A 602-nucleotide genomic window follows, 5' to 3' on the forward strand; every position below is an offset into this window, starting at 1 on the left:
CTTTGCGTTGCTCAATGGATACCGGGATGATTTCTTCAGCTAGGATACCGGCATCCTGAGCGCGGGCAGTCTTCATTTGAGAGCGATAGGCAAACAGATCCTGATCTGCGCGCGAGATAGAAAATTCTTCGGCCACGTTTTCTGCTGTTTCTGGCATTGATTCAACACCATACTCCTGTTGCATTAACTGGTTGACGAAGCGCCAACCCATGGTCGTGTCGTATAGCTCGTTGCTGCGGGAAAAAGCCGCGTTTGGCTTGGGTAAAACAAAAGGGGCACGAGTCATACTTTCTACACCACCGGCAATCATTAGCTGTGTATCACCAGACTTGATAGCGCGCGCTGCTGTACCCACGGCATCCATACCAGAACCACAGAGTCGGTTGATGGTCATCGCGGAGGCATCGACCGGTAATCCAGCCAGTAGAGAGGACATGCGCGCAACATTTCGATTGTCTTCACCGGCCTGATTGGCACAGCCCAAATAAATCTCTTCAATTTCATTGGGATCAACGCCGGTTCGATTCAAAATTTCTTTTATTACCAGCGCAGCCATGTCATCGGGTCGAATAGAGGATAAAGCACCGGCCAGTCGTCCGATT

General features: G+C 50.5%; 1 protein-coding gene. It reads right to left on the reverse strand.

Annotated elements, in window-relative coordinates; genetic code table 11:
• Positions 1-601, reverse strand: a 601-nt coding sequence (locus ACQY8X_RS21070) for a beta-ketoacyl synthase N-terminal-like domain-containing protein (protein WP_428037086.1), incomplete at its 3' end; no start/stop codon positions are given.
• Between the last annotated feature and the right edge of the window lies 1 nt (position 602).

The organism is Amphritea sp. (assembly GCF_050300915.1).
Taxonomy (GTDB): Bacteria; Pseudomonadota; Gammaproteobacteria; order Pseudomonadales; family Balneatricaceae; genus Amphritea.